This window comes from Pseudomonas sp. TREG-RG-20F-10-E-6-01, from assembly GCF_022662455.1.
In the GTDB taxonomy this organism is placed as follows: domain Bacteria; phylum Pseudomonadota; class Gammaproteobacteria; order Pseudomonadales; family Pseudomonadaceae; genus Aquipseudomonas.
This window is the reverse complement of record NZ_JAKNQP010000001.1, coordinates 1,163,233-1,177,773: the sequence shown is the minus strand read 5'-3', so window position 1 is coordinate 1,177,773 and position 14,541 is coordinate 1,163,233. Positions and strand designations below refer to the sequence as shown.

Annotated in this window: 12 protein-coding genes and 1 tRNA gene; 10 read left to right on the top strand and 3 right to left on the bottom strand. The window is 61.8% G+C overall.

Going from position 1 to position 14,541, the window contains the following annotated elements; all coding sequences use genetic code 11:
* The first annotated feature begins 158 nt into the window (after nucleotides 1-158).
* From L8K08_RS05525 to L8K08_RS05515, 3 genes are all read left to right on the top strand, one after another.
* On the top strand, nucleotides 159-572 hold the full coding sequence (locus L8K08_RS05525; protein WP_277933556.1) for a pilin: 414 nt from the start codon (nucleotides 159-161) through the stop codon (nucleotides 570-572).
* A gap of 64 nt (nucleotides 573-636) precedes the next feature.
* Nucleotides 637-709 (top strand) — tRNA-Thr (locus tag L8K08_RS05520).
* Between the two features lie 172 nt (nucleotides 710-881).
* On the top strand, nucleotides 882-1,187 hold the full coding sequence (locus L8K08_RS05515; protein WP_242194771.1) for a DUF6388 family protein: 306 nt from the start codon (nucleotides 882-884) through the stop codon (nucleotides 1,185-1,187).
* 43 nt (nucleotides 1,188-1,230) lie between these two features.
* On the opposite strand, the gene nadC is transcribed toward L8K08_RS05515, so the two are convergent.
* On the bottom strand, nucleotides 1,231-2,079 hold the full coding sequence (nadC, locus tag L8K08_RS05510) for a carboxylating nicotinate-nucleotide diphosphorylase (protein WP_145165288.1): 849 nt from the start codon (nucleotides 2,077-2,079) through the stop codon (nucleotides 1,231-1,233).
* 245 nt (nucleotides 2,080-2,324) lie between these two features.
* Between nadC and L8K08_RS05505 the strand changes: the two genes are divergently transcribed.
* From L8K08_RS05505 to L8K08_RS05485, 5 genes are all read left to right on the top strand, one after another.
* Entirely contained in the window at nucleotides 2,325-4,481 is a 2,157-nt protein-coding gene (locus L8K08_RS05505; protein ID WP_242194769.1) for a DUF1631 domain-containing protein, read from the top strand.
* Between the two features lie 61 nt (nucleotides 4,482-4,542).
* Nucleotides 4,543-5,106 carry a 1,6-anhydro-N-acetylmuramyl-L-alanine amidase AmpD gene (ampD, locus tag L8K08_RS05500; protein ID WP_145165284.1) on the top strand — a complete coding sequence of 188 codons (564 nt, stop codon included), beginning with the start codon at nucleotides 4,543-4,545 and terminating at the stop codon, nucleotides 5,104-5,106.
* Entirely contained in the window at nucleotides 5,103-5,939 is an 837-nt protein-coding gene (gene ampE, locus L8K08_RS05495; protein WP_242194767.1) for a regulatory signaling modulator protein AmpE, read from the top strand. Before ampD ends, ampE begins: the two co-directional genes overlap by 4 nt.
* A 191-nt stretch (nucleotides 5,940-6,130) precedes the next feature.
* On the top strand, nucleotides 6,131-8,161 hold the full coding sequence (locus L8K08_RS05490; RefSeq protein ID WP_242194765.1) for a methyl-accepting chemotaxis protein: 2,031 nt from the start codon (nucleotides 6,131-6,133) through the stop codon (nucleotides 8,159-8,161).
* Nucleotides 8,162-8,288: 127 nt separating this feature from the next.
* On the top strand, nucleotides 8,289-8,717 hold the full coding sequence (locus L8K08_RS05485) for a hypothetical protein (RefSeq protein WP_124416411.1): 429 nt from the start codon (nucleotides 8,289-8,291) through the stop codon (nucleotides 8,715-8,717).
* On the opposite strand, the gene L8K08_RS05480 is transcribed toward L8K08_RS05485, so the two are convergent.
* Together L8K08_RS05480 and cra are read right to left on the bottom strand one after the other, a co-directional pair.
* Entirely contained in the window at nucleotides 8,664-9,440 is a 777-nt protein-coding gene (locus L8K08_RS05480; RefSeq protein ID WP_242194763.1) for a TatD family hydrolase, read from the bottom strand. The two genes, L8K08_RS05485 and L8K08_RS05480, sit on opposite strands and share 54 nt — an antisense overlap.
* A 2-nt stretch (nucleotides 9,441-9,442) precedes the next feature.
* On the bottom strand, nucleotides 9,443-10,438 hold the full coding sequence (gene cra, locus L8K08_RS05475; protein WP_242194761.1) for a catabolite repressor/activator: 996 nt from the start codon (nucleotides 10,436-10,438) through the stop codon (nucleotides 9,443-9,445).
* A gap of 294 nt (nucleotides 10,439-10,732) precedes the next feature.
* Here cra and ptsP point away from each other — a divergent pair, with 294 nt between their 5' ends.
* Nucleotides 10,733-13,591, top strand: coding sequence for a phosphoenolpyruvate--protein phosphotransferase (gene ptsP, locus L8K08_RS05470; protein ID WP_242194759.1), 2,859 nt, complete (start codon nucleotides 10,733-10,735; stop codon nucleotides 13,589-13,591).
* Nucleotides 13,592-14,533: a 1-phosphofructokinase gene (gene pfkB, locus L8K08_RS05465; RefSeq protein WP_242194757.1), complete on the top strand. Its 942-nt coding sequence runs from the start codon at nucleotides 13,592-13,594 to the stop codon at nucleotides 14,531-14,533.
* The last annotated feature ends 8 nt before the right edge of the window (nucleotides 14,534-14,541 follow it).

The window sequence follows — 14,541 nt, the reverse complement described above, 5'->3', positions numbered from 1 at the left end:
AGGTGAGGGATTCGGACAGGCTGGCGAGGAAGGATAAAATGTCAGATTGTGCGTCTTGCAGGCGATTGGTCGTGCGTGGATGAGTACACTGGCGCCGTTGCACAATGCGGGGCGCAGGACGCGCCTTGTGAGGGTTTCTATTCTGGAGAGTGAATGTGATGCGTCAGAAAGGCTTTACCTTGATCGAGCTGTTGATCGTCGTGGCAATCATCGGCATTTTGGCCACTATCGGTTTGCCCATGTATACCAAGCACCAGGCCAAGGCCAAGTTCACCGCGGGGTTGGCTGAAGTCTCCGCGCTGAAGGCAGGTTTCGAGGACACCCTCAACCAGGGCACCGTACCGACCCTGGCCTTGATCGGTGGCACCAGTCCCACCGCCAATTGCAAGATCGACGTGGCAGGCGATGTGGCCACCGGCACAGGCTCCATCAGCTGTGAAATTCTTGATGCGCCTGCGCCCGTGCTGGGCAAGACCATCACGTTGACGCGCAGCGCCACCACGGGCTGGAAGTGCGCGACCACGGCTGAAGCGCAATACGTTGCCAAAGGCTGCGGCGCCGACGGGGCCTGACGGCCGTCGGGCGGTAGGCGAGTTAGTTGCCGCCTGCCCAATGCGGTGCTAGCTTTAGCCCACCGCCCGTGTAGCTCAGCCGGTAGAGCAGCGCACTCGTAACGCGAAGGTCGCAGGTTCGATTCCTGTCTCGGGCACAAGGCAACACTGTTGAAAAAACGCAACACTGTTTTAAAAGGCAGCACTGTTTTCAGATGATCCCAGAATGGTTCTGAAGGCCAGACGAGCCGGCATTTATGCTTGCTCTTTCGTATCTGCGCAACCTTGATGACCCAGATGCATCCCCATTCCTCGATCTAAGAGAACAACATGACCACATCAGAAATGACCCAGGAAGCGCGGCACGAAGCAGCCCTCAAAAAGTACGTTGCGGAGTCGCCGGAACTGCTGGATGAGATCAAGGACCTGAGCGCCGATGATCAAAGGGACCAGATCCAATGGTCATTTGAGGATGAGGCCGAGGCCCAGGGCCTGCAGCCATGGGAATTGACCCTCAAGTACACGTCGACGCCGGAAGAGTTCGAGGCCGCACGCCTGGCCTTGCACAAGGAGGCCGCCGAGGTGCTGGGTGTCGACTGGAACGAGTATTGCGGGATGAACAACCTCGCGATCTGAAACCCTGTGCAGGCGCCGGCTTGCCGGCGCTTACATTAAAACCTCAGATGCTCAGCCGCATCGACAAGTCCACCGCCTTCACATCCTTGGTCATCGCGCCGATGGAGATGTAGTCCACTCCGGTTTGGGCGATGGGCAGCAGCGTGGTTTCATTGATCCCGCCGCTGGCCTCCAGCTTGGCCTTGCCCGCATTCAGGCGCACGGCCTCACGCATGTCATCCAGGCTCAATTCGTCGAGCATGATGATATCGGCGCCCGCCGCCAGCGCTTCGCGCAGTTCCTCCAGGCTTTCCACTTCGATTTCCACGGGCTTGCCCGGCGCGATCTTGTGCGCGGCGGTAATCGCCTGCGCAATCCCGCCGCACGCAGCGATATGGTTTTCCTTGATCAGGAAGGCGTCATACAACCCGATGCGGTGGTTATGACAACCACCGCAGGTCACGGCGTATTTCTGCGCCAGGCGCAGGCCCGGCAGGGTTTTGCGGGTGTCCAGCAGCTTGACCTGGGTCGTGGCGACGAAATCCGCCAGGTACTGAGCGCGCGTGGCGACGCCTGACAGCATCTGCAGAAAATTCAGCGCGCAGCGTTCGCCGCTGAGCAGTGAGCGGGCAGGGCCCTCAAGGTGGAACAGCGCCTGGTTGGGGCTGACACGCTCACCGTCGGCAACCTGCCAATGCACCGCGACCCGAGGATCGAGCTGGCGGAACACCGCATCGACCCAGGCCGTACCGGCGATGACGGCCGCATCGCGGGTGATGATCGTAGCCTTCGCCAGCCGTTCGGCCGGAATCAATTGCGCAGTGATGTCGCCGCTGCCGATGTCTTCCAGCAGTGCACGGCGCACGTTGGCTTCGATTTCGGCGGTGAGGTCGGCAAGACGGAGATTCGGCATAACAGGCTCCACAAACAAAGTGCCACGGATTATAGGGGCAGCGCGCCTGTGAACCCAGACTCAACACTCATTTACAGAGCAATGGCAGAGTTCACTGGCGCAACTACCCTTATTTGCAAGATAATCCTGCGCCTTGCAATTGGCGTCATAGCTTTGACGTCCTGGTGACAACCGGTTTTCGCAGCCCCCATCGGACCTGTAGCTGATCGCTCCCCACCCCAACACCGCCGTTTCAGGAGGCCAGGATGCACAATGACGGAAAGGTGGTGCCAATCAACAAGGCGCACCCCACGCCATCGCCGCTTGCGCGCCTGCCGGTGGTGTTGCTGCAGGTTCGCGACAAGGCTGCCCAACAGTTGCAGCAAGGTCTGCAGGAACTGTTCGATAACGCCGATGACACGTTGTTCGAAATGGCCGACAAGGCCCGCAGCAACGTTGACCATCACATCTTCTTTGAAGCGATGCGTGACTTGCGCCTCAAGCGCAAAAATTTTGAGCGCGTGTTCATGGCGCAGTTGTTCGCCGCTTTCGCCAGTCTGGGCCATGCAGAGCCAGGCGAGGCGCATTTGGTGCCGGTGATGTCGTATGAGGCGGCGCCCGGCACGTCCAGCGACGAACTGGAAAAGGCCGTTGCGCTGGAGGCCATGCTCGGACGGGTGCGACATCGCGATGGTCTGGCGCTGGGCCAACTGACCGCGCGCTTGAGTGCATTGCTTGGCAAGCCTCTGAGCGAGTGCGACAACCCGTTGGGTCCGGCGCTGCTTTGCGAGTTCTTTTTGCGCGCGGGGCGCAGCCTGGGCGTAGAGATTCGCGTCAAGCTGATCATGCTCAAACTGTTTGAAAAGTACGTGCTCAGTGACGCCGACCAATTGTTCTGCGAAGCCAATCAGTTGCTGGTCGCCACCGGGGTTTTGCCCGAACTCAAGGCCGTGCCCTCGCGTCGCCCTGGCGGGCGTGCCGCCCGTGACCAGCAGCGAGAAGGCAACCCGCCAGCCATCGACCCGCCCCTGGATGAGAACGGCCAGCAGGCCTTTGCCGCCCTGCAGGTGTTGTTGGCGGCGGTGCGAGGCAGCGTGGCGCCGACCCTGGAAGCCTGCGCCGAACCGCAACCCATTGCCTCGCGCGACCTGCTGCGCCTGCTCTCGCACCTGCAACAATATGTGCCTGAACCTGAGGCCGAAGACGATTTCGACCTGCGTAACCAGCTTGAACAACTGTTGACCCGCGTGAGCGTCAAGAGCGGCAAGTCGCGTGTGGTGGAAGGCGCCGATGAAGACGTGATCAATCTGATCGCCTTGCTGTTCGAGTTCATCCTCAATGATCGCACCGTGCCTGATGCGTTCAAGGGTTTGATCGCGCGCTTGCAGATTCCGATGTTGAAAGTGGCGGTGCTGGACAAGAGCCTCTTCAGCCGCGCCTGCCACCCGGCGCGTCGACTGCTTAATGAAATCGCCTCGGCTGCCATGGGCTGGAGCCCGCACGAGGGCTATCAGCGCGACAGCCTGTACTTGCATATTGAGCAAGTGGTGCAGTGTTTGTTGAATGACTTCGTCGAAGACCTGACGATTTTTTCCCAGTTGCTGGCGCAGTTCACTGCGTTCACCTCGGATGAACAACGCCGTAGCGCGTTGCTTGAACAACACACCCGTGAGGCCGAAGAAGGGCGCATACGCACGCAAGCCGCACGTGACCGTGTGGCCGATCTGCTCAATCGGCGCTTGCTCGGCAAGGTCTTGCCGCAATCGGTGGTGCGGTTTCTCCAGCAGGCCTGGAGCCAGGTGCTGTTGTTGGCCTGCCTCAAGCACGGCGAACAGTCGGTGCAGTGGCAGGCGGGCGTGCGCACCATGGACGAGTTGATCTGGAGTGTGGGCCTGCAGACAGACACCGAGGCCGGCCGGCACCTGCTGGAGCAACTGCCCGGGTTGCTCACGGCTTTGCGCAACGGCTTGACCAGCGCGGCGTTCGACCCTTTCAGCACCCGTGAGTTTTTTGTTCAATTGCAGGCCATGCATGTTCAGTCGGCCGAAGGCGAGTGCATCGACGCGCTGATCAAGGTGCGTGAGCCGTTTTCGTTCAGTGTCGGGTTGCCTGATTCAATACAGCGCTTGCCGAGCGATGACCCGGACCTGCTCAAGGCTCACCAGCTGCGTGTCGGTGGCTGGTTTGAGTTCCAGCAAGACGAAAACACAGCGTTGCGCTGCAAGTTGACGGCGATCATGGCCCCGGCCAATAGCTACATTTTTGTCAGCCGTACCGGCCTCAAAGTCCTTGAAAAAAGTGCCGACCAGCTGGCCATGGCATTCAAGCGCGGGGCCTTGCGTACCTTGGACGACGGGCTGCTGTTCGACCGCGCGCTGGCATGCGTGGTGCGCAACCTGCGTCAACTCAATCGCGGCAAGTGATCGCAACCGCAGGCCTGAACGCGGCATACTGGTAACACCTCGTCTCATTCAAGGAACCCGTATGCAGTTGGACCCCACCAGCGGTTGGTGCCAGGGCATTCGCCATTGCCCTTCGCCCAACTTCAACGAGCGCCCCGCCGGCGAGATCTCCCTGTTGGTGGTGCATAACATCAGCCTGCCACCGGCACAGTTTGCCACCGGCAAGGTGCATGAGTTTTTCCAGAATCGCCTGGATGTCACGCAACATCCTTACTTTGAAGGCATTGCCGACTTACGGGTGTCTGCGCATTTTCTGATTGAGCGCGACGGCAGCGTGACGCAATTTGTGTCGTGCCTGGACCGCGCCTGGCATGCCGGGGTATCGAGTTTCGAGGGGCGCGAGGTGTGTAATGACTTTTCTCTGGGAATCGAGCTGGAAGGAACGGACGAGCTACCGTTTACCGAGGCTCAATATGTTTCGCTGATTGACCTCACGCGACAGCTGCTGGCGGCTTATCCAGACATCACCCGGCAGCGTATTTGTGGTCACAGTGATATCGCACCGGGTCGCAAGACCGACCCGGGCCCGGCTTTTGATTGGACGCGCTTTCGCAGCGCCCTGCAGGATGGAGGACACGCACGATGAGTTTCCTGGTGTTGGTGTTGGCGGTCTGGATCGAGAAATTCTCGGCCTTGCGTCAGCGGTTACAACGCGACGGTGGATGGTTGCGTGAGCTGGCCAAGCTGGAATCCAGCCCGCGCATGGGGAAGCGGCCCTGGCTGATTCTTGTCCTGTTGGTGTTACTGCCGGTGGCCTTGCTGGCGCTGTTGCTGTTGGTGCTGGAGCCGGTGGCTTATGGTCTGCTGGCGCTGCCGGTGCATCTGCTGGTGGTGATTTACAGCCTCGGGCGCGGCGATCTGCTGGCTGGGCTTGGGCCGTTTCGTGATGCATGGCGGCGCGGTGACCTGCAGGCCGCCGAGCATGTGGCCGAACGAGACCTGAAGGTGGTGGCTGACAATGGCGAGCAACTGCTGGAGCGCGTTCAAGGCCATTTGCTGGGGCAGGCCTATCAGAGCTTTTTTGCAGTGATCTTCTGGTACTTCCTGTTGGGGCCGGTGGCGGCGTTGGCGTATCGCCTACTGGCATTGGCCAGCGAATACAGCCAGAACCCGCAGGTCGCCGAGCGTGCCGGGCAATTGCGTCACGCGTTTGACTGGGTGCCGGTGCGCCTTCTGGCGGCAAGTTTTGCCTTGGTGGGTAACTTTGTCGCGGTTGGGCGGGTGATGTTGCATGAGTTGTTGAGCTGGGACATCAGCGCTGCACAACTGGTAGAAAAAGTCGGCCTGGCGGCGGCTGAAATCCCACCGCCCGTGGTGGGGCCCGAGGGTATCAACAGCCTGGATCGGCTGTGGGAACTGCTGCTGCGCGCGGCGGTGCTGTGGTATGCCGGGTTTGCGATCTGGACCGTACTGCCGTAGCTAGCCAGACGAGCGGGTTTTTGTGGCAAGGGACTTTGCGCCCCCGCCACAAAAAACCGCTCAGCGCAGGTCGTTAACCTTACGTTACAAAACTCCCTTTCAAATTGAGCTATACAGACAGAGCGCCAAATAGTGGCTATCTGCCGCTTCCCCCTGCGCCTCAATAAAAATAATAGAAAGGGAGTACACCTTTGAAGAGCTTGCTCTATCCCGCCATCGCGCTGATGAACCGTCTGAGTTTCGGCATGAAATTCAGCCTGATCAGCGTGCTGTTCCTGCTGCCGATGCTGGCCACCAATTATTTCCTGGTGCGTGATTCCTGGGCGCAATTGCAGGGCACTCGCATCGAACTGCAAAGCCTCGATCTGCTCGGCAGCAGCCTGGCGCTGCGCCGTGACTTGGAAACCCTCAATAACCAGGTGCAGATCAACGCGGTGCTGGGGCAGTCCGGCAAGGCCGGTGATCTGGAGGGCAAGATCAGTGCGTTGGAACAGAGCGTGTTGAGCCGCCTGCAAGGCCTCAATGCGATGACCGGCGACGCTGAACACACCCGCGTTTTTGATGGCAAGCGCGACGAAATGATCACCGCATTCAAGGCTCAGCAACAGGAAACCTCGCTGCTGAGCAAAAGCGCGCTGATTGGCAAATTGCTCAACAAGGCGCAGATGCTCAGCCAGATCATCGCCAGCCAGTCCGGCTTGAGCCGTGACCCTCAGGGCGATTTGCGCCAACTCAGCGAGCTGGTCACCAGCGTCACCCCGCAAGTCACCCAAACCCTGGGTGAAGGGCGGGCTATGGGCGCCTACTCCTTGGGCCAGGGTTTTCTCAATTCATCCTCCAGTACGCGCTTTGATGAACTGCTGCAGCAATTGGAAAAACTCCAGGCCGAGTACGCCCTGAAGTTGCAGGACGCACTGGGCGCCAGCACCGCCGCGCATGCGGCGCTCGACCCTCTGGCCACGGCCAGCAGCGCGAGCCTCAAGCACGGCAGCGAGTTGTTTGAAGAGCAGGTGGTGATGGCCGAAACCCTCGATGCGCCGTGGCAGGGTTTTTATGAAAGCGTCAGCCAGTTGATGGCCCAAACCTACCAACTCAATGAAGCGACCCTGACGTTTCTTGAACAGCAACTTGAGCAGCGCCTGGCCCAAAAACGCACGCACATGGTGGTGCTGGTCTCGGCGCTGGTGACGGTGTTTGTGCTGATCTTTTATTTGTATGCCGGTTTCTACGCGTCGACCCGCACCACGTTGCGTCGCCTGGGGGCGATGATGAACCAGGTCGCGGGCGGCGACATGACCGTCAGCTTTGTTGCGCACAGCCGCGACGAACTCGGGGAGTTGGGCCAGGTATTCAACGGCACGGTGGCCAGGATTCATGACTTGATCGAGCGCGTCGGTCACACCGTCAGCCAGGTCGAGTTGCAAGCCGGGCAAGTGCAAGCCGTGTCGGCCCACAGCAACCAGACGGTTTCCGGGCAGCGCAGCCAGATCGAGCAGGTGGCGACGGCCATGAACCAGATGTCTTCCACCGCCCAGGAAGTGGCGCGCAGTGCGGCGGCGGCGGTCAGCAGTGCCCACAGCGTCAACGACGAAACCGTCAGCGGCCGAGGCCTGGTGCAATCTCAGCAGGGCAGCATCGCGAGCCTGGCATCGGAGATAGAGGCGTCAGTGCAGGTCATCAACCAATTGGCCACCGACAGCCAGTCGATCAGTGGCGTGCTCGAGGTGATCAAGAGCATAGCCGAACAAACCAACCTGTTGGCGCTGAATGCCGCGATTGAGGCGGCGCGCGCCGGCGAGCAGGGCCGCGGTTTTGCTGTGGTGGCCGACGAGGTGCGCACCCTGGCCCGACGCACCCAGCAGTCCACTGAAGAAATCGAACAGATGATCAGCCGCCTGCACAGCGGTGTCGGCGCGGCCGTGAAGGTCATGGGCACCAGCCATGCCATGGCCAATGGCACCGTGGGGCAGTCGGAAAAGGTCCAGCAAGCCCTGGAAAATATCCTGGGCGCCGTCGGAATGATCGTCGATCAGAACCAGCAGATTGCCGCGGCCGTGGAGCAGCAAACCGCCGTTGCCCACGATATCGACCAGAACATCGTTGCCATCAATCGTGCGGGCGAGCATGCCGCCGAGGGCGCGCATCAGACCGAAACGGCCAGTCGGCTGCTGTCGGTGCAAGTCGTCGAGTTGAAGCAATTGATCGGCGCGTTTCGTGTGTAGGGCCGGCGCGTAGGACTTGGTCTTCGTGGGCCGTGGTGCCCGTCCTGATTTCGCTGTGTGGCTTTTTTGAATGCCTTAATGGGTGAGAATTTGTTTCAACCCGTCACGGTTCAAGGGAGGCACAGCGATGGCCACTGCCATGGGGATCAAAGGGCATTGCGCCCATTGCGACATCACGTTTGAACTCAAGCCCTGGCAAGTGAATGCGATTGCCATCCACGAGCCCTTTGAATGCCCCTATTGCCAGCGCACCCTGCAGTTGATATGCCCCAGGCAGCTGCGCCAGTTCAAGGCGCTGGACCACTGGGCCATGGTGGCCCCGAGCATGGTGGTATTGACCTGCTCGGTGCTGATTGTGGCGCTGGTGGCGGAGTGGGTCGGGTTGCTCAGCGTGGTCGGGCAACTCAACGTTTCGCTGGTGGCGGTGCTGATGCACTTTCTAGTGCTGCGTTACGCCCGTCATCGGCAACGGCTGACGTTGAACTTGCAGGCGGTCAAACCGCTACCAGTTGAACAGCTCGCGCGCATTGCGTGTGCTCGTCTCGGCCAGCAGTAAAGGGCTGATCGCCATGCGTTCGGCCAAGTCGGTGCAGATGTCCGGCAGGTGTTGCGGGCTATTGCGCTGGCCCGGGTACATGGCGGGCGCCATGTCCGGTGAATCGGTTTCCAGCACCACCGCGTCAAGGGGCAGTCGCGCGAGTACTTTGTGCATGCGCAGCGCCTGCGGCCATGTGGCGGCGCCGCCCAGGCCCAGTTTGAAACCCAGCTTGATGTACTCGCGGGCTTCCTCAAAACTGCCGGCAAACGCATGGATGATGCCGCCGCGTGGCAGGCGAATGCGCTTGAGGGTAGCGATCACTGCTGCGTGGCTGCGGCGCACGTGCAGCAAGGCCGGGAGCTGGAAGTCCGCTGCCAGTTTCAGCTGCGCTTCAAACAGGCGTTGCTGGCGCTCGCGGTCCAGCTGTTCGAGAAAGTAATCCAGGCCGATTTCACCGACGGCGCACAGTTGCCGGTGGCCCTTCAAGCGCGTCAGCCAGTCGCCCAGCTCCGTCAGGTCGGCGGGGCGATGCTCATCGAGGTACACCGGGTGCAGGCCGAAGGCGGCGAACAAGCCTTCGTCTTCCTGCACCAGATCCCACAGCCGTTGCCAGTTTTGCTGATACACGCCCAACACCACCATGCGCTGCACGCCGAGTTGGCGGCTGTGGGCGAGGACTTGCCGGCGATCAGGGTCGAAGTCCGGGAAGTCCAGGTGGGTATGGGTGTCGATCAGCTCCACGCTCAAGCCTCGTGAATACGCTGCTTGAAGGTCCTGCCGATGGCGTGCACGCCCGGTTGGTACTGTTCTTCCTCGATGGCGGCCAGCGCCAGGCGCAGGGCGGTGTCGGCAATCAGCTGATGTTGCTGGGCCATGGCGTTGACCGGCAGCGGCAGGAAGTCCAGCAACTGGGTGTCACCAAAAGTGCCGAGGCGCAGCGGCCGGGATTTGAGCGGGAAGTCGTGCAGCGCGTCGAACACCCCTTGCAGCAGCACGTACGAAGTGGTCACCAGCGCGTCAGGCAAATGCCCCAGTTGTTGCAGAAGTTGCTCCATCAGTTGTCGGCCGCAATCTCGGCTGAAGGCCTCGCCCTGTTCGACGATGACCTCACCCGTGAAGCCTTTCAGCGCTTCATGAAAGCCGGTAGCGCGCTCCTGGCTGATGCCCAGCTCGGGACGCGCACCGATCAGTACGATCTGCTTGGGCAACGGTTGCAGCAGGCTGCTGGTCAACTGCTGGCAGGCCTGGCGGTCATCGCTGACCACCGAGCAAAACTGCTCAGTTTCCATCACCCGGTCGATCGCAATCACTGGCAGGCCTTTGGCTTGCAGTTCGCGGTAGCTGTCATCGCTGGCCGGCAGGCAACTGGCCACAAACAGCGCATCGCAACGCCGCGCGCGAAACAGCTGCAGCAACTGGCGCTCGCTGTCGGCCTCGTCGTCGGAGCTGGCAATCAGCAACTGATAGCCGCGCGCCCGTGCGCCTTGTTCCAACAACTTGGCGATCCGTGCGTAACTGGGGTTTTCCAGGTCCGGCAGGATAAAGCCCAAGGTGCGCGTGTGCCGACTGCGCAGCCCGGCCGCCTGAGGGTTTGGGGTAAAGCCATGGGCTTCAACCACCGCGCGCACCCGCTCGACGGTTGCGCTGCTGATGCGTTGTTGCGCGGCCTTGCCATTGATGACGTAGCTTGCGGTGGTCACGGACACACCGGCCAGACGTGCGATATCACTGAGTTTCAAACCGGGATTTCCTTGTTTTTTAGAGCTTGCCCCGACATTTTGTCCAATCGTAACCGATTACTGCACACGACTATTGGCTGAGCTCAAGCGCCGAGTGGCGCTTCAAGCTTGCATAATTAGCGCGTAATCTGCCATAAATTCTAGATTAAACGTTTCAGCCAGCGTATTTTTACGACGTTCGCGACTGACTGGCTACTGCCAATTGACCACTCAGTCAGCTATTTTTGAACGCAGCCACGCTGATTTATTCAAAACAATACCTAGTGCGCCCACCGCACTAACTAGGAGAACGGCATGCTTGAGCTCACTGTAGAGCAGATATCCATGGGCCAGGTGGCTGTGGATAAATCTGCTGCCTTGCACCTGCTCGCTGACAAACTGGTGGCCGACGGCCTGGTCGCCGAGGGTTACCTCAGTGGCCTGCAAGCGCGTGAAGCCCAAGGTTCGACCTTCCTCGGCCAAGGCATTGCCATACCTCACGGCACCCCGGAAACCCGCGACCAGGTTTTTTCCACCGGCGTGCGCCTGCTGCAGTTCCCCGAAGGGGTGGACTGGGGCGATGGCCAGATCGTCTACCTGGCCATTGGCATTGCCGCCAAATCCGATGAACACCTGCGCCTGCTGCAATTGCTGACCCGCGCCCTCGGTGAAACCGATCTGGGCGAGGCGCTGCGCCGTGCCGGTTCGGCCGACGCCTTGCTGAAGCTGCTGCAAGGCGCGCCGCAGGAACTGGCGCTGGACGCGCAGATGATCAGCCTTGGCGTGTCCGCCGATGACTTCGAAGAGCTTGTCTGGCGAGGCGCACGCCTGTTGCGTCAGGCCGATTGCGTGAGCAATGGTTTTGCTGCCGTGTTGCAGCAAGTCGACGCGTTGCCGCTGGGCGATGGCCTGTGGTGGTTGCACAGCGAGCAGACGGTCAAGCGGCCGGGCCTTGCGTTCGTCACGCCGGACAAACCCATGCGTTACCTCGGCCAGCCGCTCAACGGTTTGTTTTGCCTGGCCAGCCTTGGCGAAGCGCACCAGAGCTTGCTCGAACGCCTGTGCGCGTTGTTGATTGAAGGGCGCGGCCAGGAACTCGGCCGCGCCACCAGCAGCCGTGCGGTGCTCGAAGTGCTCGGCGGCGAACTGCCGCCTGACTGGCCCAGCGTGCGCGTCACCCTGGCCAACGCCCATGGCTTGCATGCACGGCCAGCGAAGATCCTCGCGCAATTGGCGAAAAGTTTTGATGGCGATATCCGCGTGCGCCTGGTTGATGGCCCGGTGGGCGCCGTGTCGGTGAAAAGTTTGAGCAAGTTGCTGAGCCTTGGCGCCCGTCGCGGTCAGGTGTTGGAGTTTGTCGCTGAACCGACAATTGCCGGCGATGCATTGCCCGCGTTGCTCGCGGCGGTAGAAGAAGGTCTGGGCGAAGAAATCGAGCCGCTGCCGACCGTAAGTGCCCAGCCTGCCAGCGTCGAGATCGAACCGGCCATCAGCGCACCCGCAGCCGGCAGCCAGATCCAGGCCATCGCCGCCGCGCCAGGCATTGCCATCGGGCCTGCACATATCCAGGTTCAGCAAGTTTTCGATTACCCCCTTCGCGGCGAGTCCTCGGCCATTGAGCGCCAGCGCTTGCAGAGCGCCCTGGCCGATGTGCGCCGCGATATCCAGGGCCTGATCGAACGCAGCCAGGCCAAAGCCATTCGCGAGATCTTCATCACCCATCAGGAGATGCTCGACGACCCGGAACTGACCGACGAAGTCGACACCCGCCTCAAGCAGGGCGAGAGCGCCGAAGCGGCGTGGATGAGCGTGATCGAGGCCGCCGCCAAGCAGCAGGAGGCGCTGCAGGATGCCTTGCTCGCCGAGCGCGCCGCCGACCTGCGCGACATCGGCCGTCGGGTGCTGGCGCAATTGTGCGGCGTCGAAACCGCCCAGGAGCCGAGCGAACCCTACATTTTAGTGATGGACGAAGTCGGTCCCTCCGACGTCGCGCGCCTGGACCCGGCCCGCGTCGCTGGCATCCTCACCGCGCGTGGCGGCGCCACGGCGCACAGCGCCATCGTCGCGCGCGCCCTGGGCATTCCCGCCTTGGTAGGCGCAGGCGCGGCGGTGTTGCTGCTCGCGTCCGGCACGCCATTGTTGCTCGATGGTCAGCGCGGTCGCCTGCATGTCGACCCCGACGCCACCACCTTGCAACGCGCCAGCGTCGAGCGCGACACCCGCGAACAGCGCCTGCAAGCGGCTTCGGCGCAGCGCCACGAACCGGCGTTGACCCGTGACGGTCACGCCGTGGAAGTGTTCGCCAATATCGGCGAGAGCGCCGGTGTTGCCGGCGCGGTGGAGCAGGGCGCCGAAGGCATCGGCCTGCTGCGCACCGAGCTGATTTTCATGGCTCACCCACAAGCGCCGGATGAAGCCACTCAGGAAGCCGAATACCGCCGCGTACTCGACGGCCTTGGCGGTCGCCCGCTGGTGGTGCGCACCCTCGATGTGGGGGGGGATAAACCGCTGCCGTACTGGCCGATCGCCGAGGAAGAAAACCCCTTCCTTGGTGTGCGCGGTATTCGCCTGACCTTGCAACGCCCGCAGATCATGGAAGCGCAATTGCGTGCGCTGCTGCGCTCGGCGGACAACCGACCGCTGCGCATCATGTTTCCCATGGTCGGCAGCGTCGATGAATGGCGCGCGGCCCGGGACATGACCGAGCGCCTGCGCCTGGAAATCCCGGTCGCCGACTTGCAGCTGGGCATCATGATCGAAGTGCCTTCCGCCGCCTTGCTCGCACCGGTACTGGCCAAGGAGGTCGATTTTTTCAGCGTCGGCACCAACGACCTGACCCAGTACACGCTGGCCATCGACCGTGGCCACCCAACCTTGTCGGCCCAGGCCGACGGCCTGCACCCGGCGGTGCTGCAACTGATCGACATCACCGTGCGTGCCGCCCACGCCCATGGCAAGTGGGTGGGCGTGTGCGGCGAATTGGCGGCGGACCCGCTGGCGGTGCCGGTGCTGATCGGGCTGGGGGTGGACGAGTTGAGCGTGTCGGCCCGCAGCATTCCCGAAGTGAAGGCGCGGGTACGCGAATTCAGTCTGAGCGAGGCCCAGGGCCTGGCGCAAAAAGCCCTTGCGGTGGGTTCGCCCGCGCAAGTGCGAGCCCTAGTGGAGGCCGTGTAAATGGCGAAGATTCTGACCCTGACGCTGAACCCGGCGTTGGACCTCACGGTACGCCTGGCACGCCTGGAGCCGGGTGCCGTCAACCGCAGCGAAACCCTGCTGACCCACGCTGCCGGCAAAGGTGTGAATGTCGCCCAAGTGTTGGCGGACCTTGGTCATCACGTCACCGTCGGCGGCTTTCTGGGTGAAGACAATCCGCAAGCCTTCGAGGCGTTGATTGCCCGGCGTGGTTTTGCCGATGCGTTTATTCGCGTACCGGGCGAAACCCGCAGCAACATCAAGATCGCCGAGCAGGACGGCCGGGTCACCGACGTCAATGCGCCGGGACCGCAGGTCAGTGAGCAGGCCCAGCAGGCGTTGCTCGATCAACTGACGCGGATTGCGCCAGGGCACGACGCGGTGGTGGTCGCCGGCAGTTTGCCGCGCGGCATCAGCGCGCAGTGGTTTCAGGGCTTGCTGGAACACCTGAAAAGCCTCGGTTTGAAAGTCGCCCTCGACACCAGCGGCGAAGCCTTGCGCGCTGGTTTGCAGGCGGGCCCGTGGCTGATCAAACCCAACACTGAAGAATTGGCCGAGGCCTTGGATTGCCCCACGGACTCCATCGCGCAACAGGCCCGGGCCGCCGAGCGTCTGCACGCCCAAGGCGTGGAACATGTGGTGGTGTCCCACGGTGCCGACGGCGTGAACTGGTTCAGTCCGGGTACCGCGCTGCACGCCACGCCGCCCAAGGTCAGCGTCGCCAGCACGGTGGGCGCCGGCGACTCGCTGCTGGCCGGGATGCTTCACGGTTTGCTCGGGGTTGATCTGCCGCAAACCACCTTGCGGCGCGCCACGGCAATTGCCGCGATGGCCGTCACACAGATCGGGTTTGGCATCAGCGATGACGCGCAGTTGGCGCGTCTCGAAAGCGGCGTCCATGTGCGCGCGCTGACAGAACAATAAGAGGGTTT

What these genes read in the sequence shown, in the direction of transcription:
- ampD (WP_145165284.1), top strand. Translation starts at nt 4,543, where the DNA reads ATGCAGTTGGACCCCACCAGCGGTTGGTGCCAGGGCATTCGCCATTGC.
- nadC (WP_145165288.1), bottom strand. Translation starts at nt 2,079, where the DNA reads ATGCCGAATCTCCGTCTTGCCGACCTCACCGCCGAAATCGAAGCCAAC.
- L8K08_RS05515 (WP_242194771.1), top strand. Translation starts at nt 882, where the DNA reads ATGACCACATCAGAAATGACCCAGGAAGCGCGGCACGAAGCAGCCCTC.
- ptsP (WP_242194759.1), top strand. Translation starts at nt 10,733, where the DNA reads ATGCTTGAGCTCACTGTAGAGCAGATATCCATGGGCCAGGTGGCTGTG.
- pfkB (WP_242194757.1), top strand. Translation starts at nt 13,592, where the DNA reads ATGGCGAAGATTCTGACCCTGACGCTGAACCCGGCGTTGGACCTCACG.
- L8K08_RS05505 (WP_242194769.1), top strand. Translation starts at nt 2,325, where the DNA reads ATGCACAATGACGGAAAGGTGGTGCCAATCAACAAGGCGCACCCCACG.
- L8K08_RS05525 (WP_277933556.1), top strand. Translation starts at nt 159, where the DNA reads ATGCGTCAGAAAGGCTTTACCTTGATCGAGCTGTTGATCGTCGTGGCA.
- ampE (WP_242194767.1), top strand. Translation starts at nt 5,103, where the DNA reads ATGAGTTTCCTGGTGTTGGTGTTGGCGGTCTGGATCGAGAAATTCTCG.
- L8K08_RS05485 (WP_124416411.1), top strand. Translation starts at nt 8,289, where the DNA reads ATGGCCACTGCCATGGGGATCAAAGGGCATTGCGCCCATTGCGACATC.